Raw genomic sequence first — 6,194 nt, forward strand, 5'->3', positions numbered from 1 at the left:
TGCACAAATGGAGAAACGACATGGAATATCGACGTCTCGGCGCTTCCGGCCTGAACGTTCCCCTTCTCAGTTTCGGCACCGGAACGTTCGGCGGAACCGGCCCGCTCTTCGGCGCCTGGGGCAACACCGGCGTTGCGGAGGCGCGGCGTCTCATCGACATCTGCCTGGAATCCGGCGTCAACCTTTTCGACACGGCCGACGTCTATTCGGACGGTGCCTCCGAAACGGTGCTCGGCGAAGCGCTCGAGGGGCGCCGCCAGGACGTGCTGATCTCCACCAAGACGACGCTGCCCATGGGCGAGGGACCGAACGATGCCGGTTCTTCCCGCTGGCGCCTCGTCCGGGCGGTGGAGGATTCGCTGCGCCGTCTGAAGACCGACTATATCGATCTTCTGCAGCTTCACGCCTTTGACGCCGGAACGCCGGTCGAGGAGGTGCTTGCCACCCTCGACGTGCTCGTGCGCGCCGGCAAGCTGCGCTATGTCGGCGTGTCGAACTTTTCCGGCTGGCAGTTGATGAAGTCCTTGTCTGTCGCTGAACGGCACGGCTGGCCGCGCTATGTCGCGCATCAGGTTTATTATTCGCTGATCGGCCGCGATTACGAGTGGGAGCTGATGCCGCTCGGCCTCGACCAGGGCGTGGGCGCTCTCGTGTGGAGCCCGCTTGGCTGGGGCCGGCTGACCGGCAAGATCCGCCGCGGCGCGCCCCTGCCGGAGAAAAGTCGTCTGCACGATACGGCACAATTCGGCCCGCCGGTCGAGGACGCGTATCTCTTCCGCGTCGTCGACGCTCTCGAAATCGTGGCGGAGGAGGTCGAAAGGACCGTCCCCCAGGTGGCGCTGAACTGGCTTACCCGCCGCCCGACGGTTTCCTCCGTCATCATCGGTGCGCGCAACGAGGAGCAGCTGCGCCAGAACCTCGGGGCCTCAGGATGGGCATTGACGCCGGAGCAGGTGGCACGGCTCGACGAGGCAAGCCGGGTCACCGCGCCCTATCCCTATTTCCCGTACCGGCGCCAAGAGGGCTTCGCGCGCCTCAATCCCGCTGCCGTCTGACGCCCGGACGAACCTCGGCCGCCGGCCGCCGCGGTGCGGCGGTCGGAATCATTGCAACAGAAACTCTCCGGTCACGCTGCGCCATTCACTGGGGGAGACCAGGTGCTGGTGGGTGTAGGTGACCGAGTGCAGCGGTCCATCGAGCGTGTCGCGCCAGAAATCGATGAAGCCGCGCAGCGCCGGGAATTTGGGCGCGATGTCGTATTGCTGCCAGACGAAGGTCTGCAGCAGGTGTGGGTGATCGGGAAGGTGATAGAGGACTTTTGCCGTGGTAAGGCCATAGCCCTCCAGCATCAGTTCGGTTTCGCGTCTGGTGTGCATGACAATTCCTTGTGTTGTTCCATGCACGGCGATTTTGGCGTCGCTCACGCCTTGCCGTCCACTCGGAAATGCGCCATCTCACGAAAAAGTTCCTTCAAATTCAATTTGTTAGCAGCATAAGCGCATTGCTGCTACAGGGTTGCATGGTGCGTCCCTCGTCTCATATTGTCGTTGCCGTCAGAATGGTAATAATGCCGGCAGGAGCCGCGCCGCGTCCCCGCGGTGCCTGCCAGACCATCCCATCCGGAGGAGAAAAAATGTCCGACGTGCATGTTCATCGTGTTCAGCCCGCGTGGAAAGAACGCGCGCTGATCGACAGCGAAACCTACGAGAAATGGTACAGGGACAGCATCGAAAATCCGGAGGTGTTCTGGGCCGAGCACGGCAGGCGGATCGACTGGTTCACGCCCTTCACGAAGGTGAAGAACACCAGTTTTGAAGGGAATGTGTCGATCAAGTGGTTCGAGGACGGCGTGACCAACGTGGCCTACAACTGCATCGACCGGCACCTGGAAAAGCGCGGCGACCAGACGGCGATCATCTGGGAGGGCGATGACCCCTCCGACGACAAGAAGATCACCTATCGACAACTCTACGAGCATGTCTGCCGGCTCGCCAATGTGCTCAAGTCGCACGGCGTGAAGAAGGGCGACCGGGTGACGATTTACATGCCGATGATCCCGGAGGCGGCCTACGCGATGCTTGCCTGTGCGCGGATCGGCGCCGTTCACTCGGTGGTCTTCGGCGGCTTTTCACCCGATTCGCTGGCCGGGCGTATCGAGGACTGCCAGTCGGATTTCGTGATCACCGCCGACGAGGGCGTGCGCGGCGGCAAGAAGATTCCGCTGAAGGAAAACACCGACAAGGCGATCGCCATTGCGGAGAAGGCGGGTGCGAAGGTGCGCCACGTGCTCGTTGTGCGCCACACCGGCGGAAATATCGCGTGGGAGGACGGTCGCGATCTCTGGTACCATGAGGAGACGGAAGGAGCGGAAACCGAGTGCCCGCCCGAGAAGATGAACGCGGAGGACCCGCTTTTCATCCTCTACACCTCCGGCTCGACGGGCAAGCCCAAGGGCGTGCTGCACACCACCGGCGGCTACCTCGTCTACGTTTCCATGACGCACCAATACGTTTTCGACTATCACGAGGGCGACATCTACTGGTGCACGGCCGATGTCGGCTGGGTCACCGGCCACAGCTACATCGTCTATGGACCGCTCGCCAACGGTGCCGTCACGCTGATGTTCGAGGGCGTGCCCAACTATCCCGATGCCTCCCGCTTCTGGCAGGTGATCGACAAGCACCAGGTCAACATCTTCTACACCGCGCCGACGGCGATCCGCGCGCTGATAGGGGCGGGCGACCAGTTCGTGACGGAGACTGCGCGCACCTCGCTCAAGGTGCTCGGCACGGTGGGCGAACCCATCAATCCGGAAGCCTGGGAGTGGTATTATAACGTGGTCGGCGAGAGACAAGTGCCCATCGTTGACACCTGGTGGCAGACGGAGACCGGCGGCATCCTGATCACGCCGCTGCCCGGCGCCATCGACCTGAAGGCCGGTTCGGCCACCAAGCCCTTCTTCGGCGTGAAGCCGCAGCTCGTGGACAATGAAGGCAACGAGATCGAAGGCGCCGGCGCCGGCAATCTGTGCATCGTCGATTCCTGGCCCGGTCAGATGCGCACCGTCTACGGCGACCACGACCGCTTCGTGCAGACCTACTTTTCCACCTACAAGGGCAAGTATTTCACCGGCGACGGCTGCCGCCGCGACGAGGACGGCTATTACTGGATCACCGGCCGCGTCGACGACGTTCTCAACGTCTCCGGCCACCGCATGGGCACGGCCGAGGTGGAATCGGCACTCGTCTCCCACGGCAAGGTGTCGGAAGCCGCCGTTGTCGGCTATCCGCACGACATCAAGGGGCAGGGCATCTACTGCTATGTCACGCTGATGGCGGGCGAGACGGGCTCCGAGGAATTGAAGAAGGAACTGGTCGCCCACGTGCGCAGCGAGATCGGCCCCATCGCCTCGCCCGACAAGGTCCAGTTCGCGCCGAGCCTGCCGAAGACGCGTTCGGGCAAGATCATGCGCCGCATCCTGCGCAAGATCGCCGAAGACGATTACCAGGCGCTTGGCGACACCTCGACGCTGGCCGACCCGGCGGTTGTCGAGGACCTGGTGGAAAACCGGCAGAACAGGAAATAGCCGGCGCTGAAAAACGCCCCGCCGCCCGTGGCCGTACTGCCGCGGGCGGCATTGGGACCGCCCGTCTTCTGCTATTGGGCAGGCTTGTCGGGATCCACGGCGAGGAACTTGCCCGCATTGGCGATAGCCCTGCCGGCGCCAAGCAGCGAGAGCCCATGCCAAACTGTAACCTGGTTGGCCGTCAAAACCATGCGGCCGGTCAGTTCTTCGAGATGTTCGACCAGATCGAGGCTGTTGATTGCCGTGTCCGGGATGAGGATCGGCTCATCGGATCCGGCCGGCAGCGACTTGGCGAAACGATCGACCTCCTCGATGAGCGAGAGACGGAACGAACTTGGGCCGTCGGGTGATCCCAGTGCGTGCCACCGTTCCACGGTGATCCCGGCTGAGCCGAGGCATGTTGCAAAGGCTTGCGTTACCGGTTCCGGATAGGCTCCAAGGAGATATACGTTCTTCGATTGGAGGGAGTGCAAGGCGGAGATGAAGGCCAGGGTCGTGCTGGTGACCGGACGCTCGGCCATTTCGCTTACCGCCTTCGCCTGCCCCCGTCCCCAGGCCAGGCCTCCGATGAAGCTGCCGCTGGTGCATGCCCAGACGATGGCGTCACAGCCTTGCGCCGCAAGCTCGCGCGCGACAGGTCCGATAACGTTCGGATCACCCGTTTGATAAAGGTCCACTTCGAAGTGCCCGCCGGTGATCTTCGACAGAAGGGTGAGCGCGGTCACGTCGTGGTGCCCCCTCGCCAAAAACCACGTATCGAGGTCATGCAGCTCGGACTTGATTGGATCGTCCGGCAAAACGATCCCGAGCTTCGGCCGTGCGCTTCGTCGAGTGTGCATAAAATGGCCTCCTCATACAGTCATGCCAGCGGCCACGTGCGCGGATCAAGATTGAAGCGTCGTTTTCCCTGAATGGCGGCAAGTCTCTTGAAATGTGAGGTGCATGGCGGATCGCCTGACGAGCTTCGATGTAAGCGGCAAGGCATCTCACTGATCGAAGGCCGCCTGTCTTCACAGCGGTGCTGCTTCTCACCCCTGCTATAGCGAAAACGACCCGACACCCTTGCACCGTCCCGCCGCAGCCTCCACATTGGGCGCCGTGTGCAACGAAACGAAAGGAGGTGATCCAATGTCGAGTGAATTCAGTTCCAGTGTGGTCTCGGCGGATTGCCTTTCCCGGGAGCAGCCTCTCGGTTGAAGTGCATGACGCGCGGTGCGGGCAAAGAAGCCTGCTCGCTGACCGCGCCGGGAACGAATACACGGAGGGCCGTCCCATTCGGGACGGCCCTTTTTGCCTTCAGAGCGAACGTTTGCGCTGGGGCACGTCCCGCCCACGTGGTTCGACAGGCTCACCATGAGGGCTCTGGCTGCGCTTCTCTCCACCCAAGGCAGGCCGGCGTCTCGCAAGCCTCGGCCTTGGAGACCTGGCGCACACGCAAGCCCTCATGGTGAGCCTGTCGAACCACGTGGGCTGGCTGCCGAGAGCACCTGACGAACTCGCCGCTTCAATTCGACCCTGAATCAGCCGATCTTCTGCCCGGTCTTGGCCCAATCGGCGAGGAAGGCCTCGAGCCCCTTGTCGGTGAGCGGGTGCTTGACCAGCGCCTTGAGCACCGACGGCGGCACCGTCGCCACGTCGGCGCCGATAAGGGCGGCCTGCTTGACGTGGTTCATGGTGCGGATCGAGGCGGCGAGGATCTCGGTCTCGAAGTCGTAATTGTCGTAGATCGTGCGGATCTCGGCAATCAGCTCCATGCCATCGATACCGGTGTCGTCCAGCCGGCCGATGAAGGGCGAGATGAAGGTGGCGCCGGCCTTGGCCGCGAGCAGCGCCTGGTTGGCGGAGAAGCAGAGCGTGACGTTGACGTTGCGGCCGCTGTCGGTCAGCGCCTTGCAGGCCTTGAGGCCGTCCATCGTGAGCGGCACCTTGATGCAGATGTTGTCGGCGATCTCGGAAAGGATGTCGGCCTCGCGCATCATTTCCTTGAACTCGACCGCCGTCACCTCTGCCGAGACCGGGCCGTCGACGATGTCGCAGATCTCCTTGGTGACTTCGAGGATCGGCCGGCCGGATTTCATGATGAGCGAGGGATTGGTCGTCACCCCGTCCAGGAGCCCGGTTTCGCCGAGTTCGCGGATTTCGTTGACGTCTGCCGTGTCGACGAAAAACTTCATGTCTGTCTCCTTCTGGCTGGCCGGGCCCGGTCGCGCCCGCCCCTCATTTAAGCTCGGCCTTGCTCTAAACCAAGAAACCGGCAAGGTCACGTCCGATGAATCGAGATTCGCCGCGCAAGCATGTGATTCCCGTCATGGTGCCCGTCCCGACGGACCGGCCCTATTCCTACGCCGTCCCGGAAGCGGTAGAAGTGCCGCCAGGGGCCATTCTGCGCGTGCCGCTCGGGCCGCGCGAAGTTGCGGGCGTGGCCTGGGACGGCGACGGCGAGGCAGTCGATTCAAAAAAGCTCAAGGAGATCTCGCAGGTCTTCGACTGTCCGCCCCTGCCGGCGGAGATGCGCCGCTTCATCGAGTGGGTCGCCGCCTACACGCTGTCGCCGCCGGGCATGGTGGCGCGCATGGCGCTGCGCGCACCGGCGGCCTTCGACCCCGAG

General features: G+C 63.1%; 5 protein-coding genes and 1 pseudogene. 3 read left to right on the plus strand and 3 right to left on the minus strand.

Translation table 11 applies throughout. From position 1 onward, the window contains the following. Window positions 1-20 precede the first annotated feature (20 nt). The gene (locus tag ACFP9U_RS11560) at window positions 21-1,055 is read left to right on the plus strand and encodes an aldo/keto reductase (RefSeq protein ID WP_378621520.1); all 1,035 of its coding nucleotides are present in this window, start codon (window positions 21-23) and stop codon (window positions 1,053-1,055) included. A gap of 48 nt (window positions 1,056-1,103) precedes the next feature. Here the strand turns inward: ACFP9U_RS11560 and ACFP9U_RS11565 are convergent, their stop codons facing one another. After that, the gene (locus ACFP9U_RS11565; protein WP_322453312.1) at window positions 1,104-1,376 is read right to left on the minus strand and encodes an usg protein; all 273 of its coding nucleotides are present in this window, start codon (window positions 1,374-1,376) and stop codon (window positions 1,104-1,106) included. A gap of 257 nt (window positions 1,377-1,633) precedes the next feature. Between ACFP9U_RS11565 and acs the strand changes: the two genes are divergently transcribed. After that, window positions 1,634-3,586, plus strand: a complete 1,953-nt coding sequence (acs, locus tag ACFP9U_RS11570) for an acetate--CoA ligase (protein WP_378621522.1) — start codon at window positions 1,634-1,636, stop codon at window positions 3,584-3,586. A gap of 71 nt (window positions 3,587-3,657) precedes the next feature. Here acs and ACFP9U_RS11575 read toward each other — a convergent pair whose 3' ends face one another. Together ACFP9U_RS11575 and fsa are read right to left on the minus strand one after the other, a co-directional pair. Continuing rightward, window positions 3,658-4,425 (minus strand): hypothetical protein, encoded by a 768-nt coding sequence (locus tag ACFP9U_RS11575; RefSeq protein ID WP_378621525.1) that lies wholly within the window; start codon window positions 4,423-4,425, stop codon window positions 3,658-3,660. 681 nt (window positions 4,426-5,106) lie between these two features. Beyond that, window positions 5,107-5,760: a fructose-6-phosphate aldolase gene (gene fsa / locus ACFP9U_RS11580; protein ID WP_322453236.1), complete on the minus strand. Its 654-nt coding sequence runs from the start codon at window positions 5,758-5,760 to the stop codon at window positions 5,107-5,109. 95 nt (window positions 5,761-5,855) lie between these two features. Between fsa and ACFP9U_RS11585 the strand changes: the two are divergent. Next, window positions 5,856-6,194, plus strand: a pseudogene (locus ACFP9U_RS11585) (primosomal protein N'); the annotation flags it as partial.

The sequence above is a fragment of the Nitratireductor sp. GCM10026969 genome, assembly GCF_042660605.1.
In the GTDB taxonomy this organism is placed as follows: domain Bacteria; phylum Pseudomonadota; class Alphaproteobacteria; order Rhizobiales; family Rhizobiaceae; genus Chelativorans.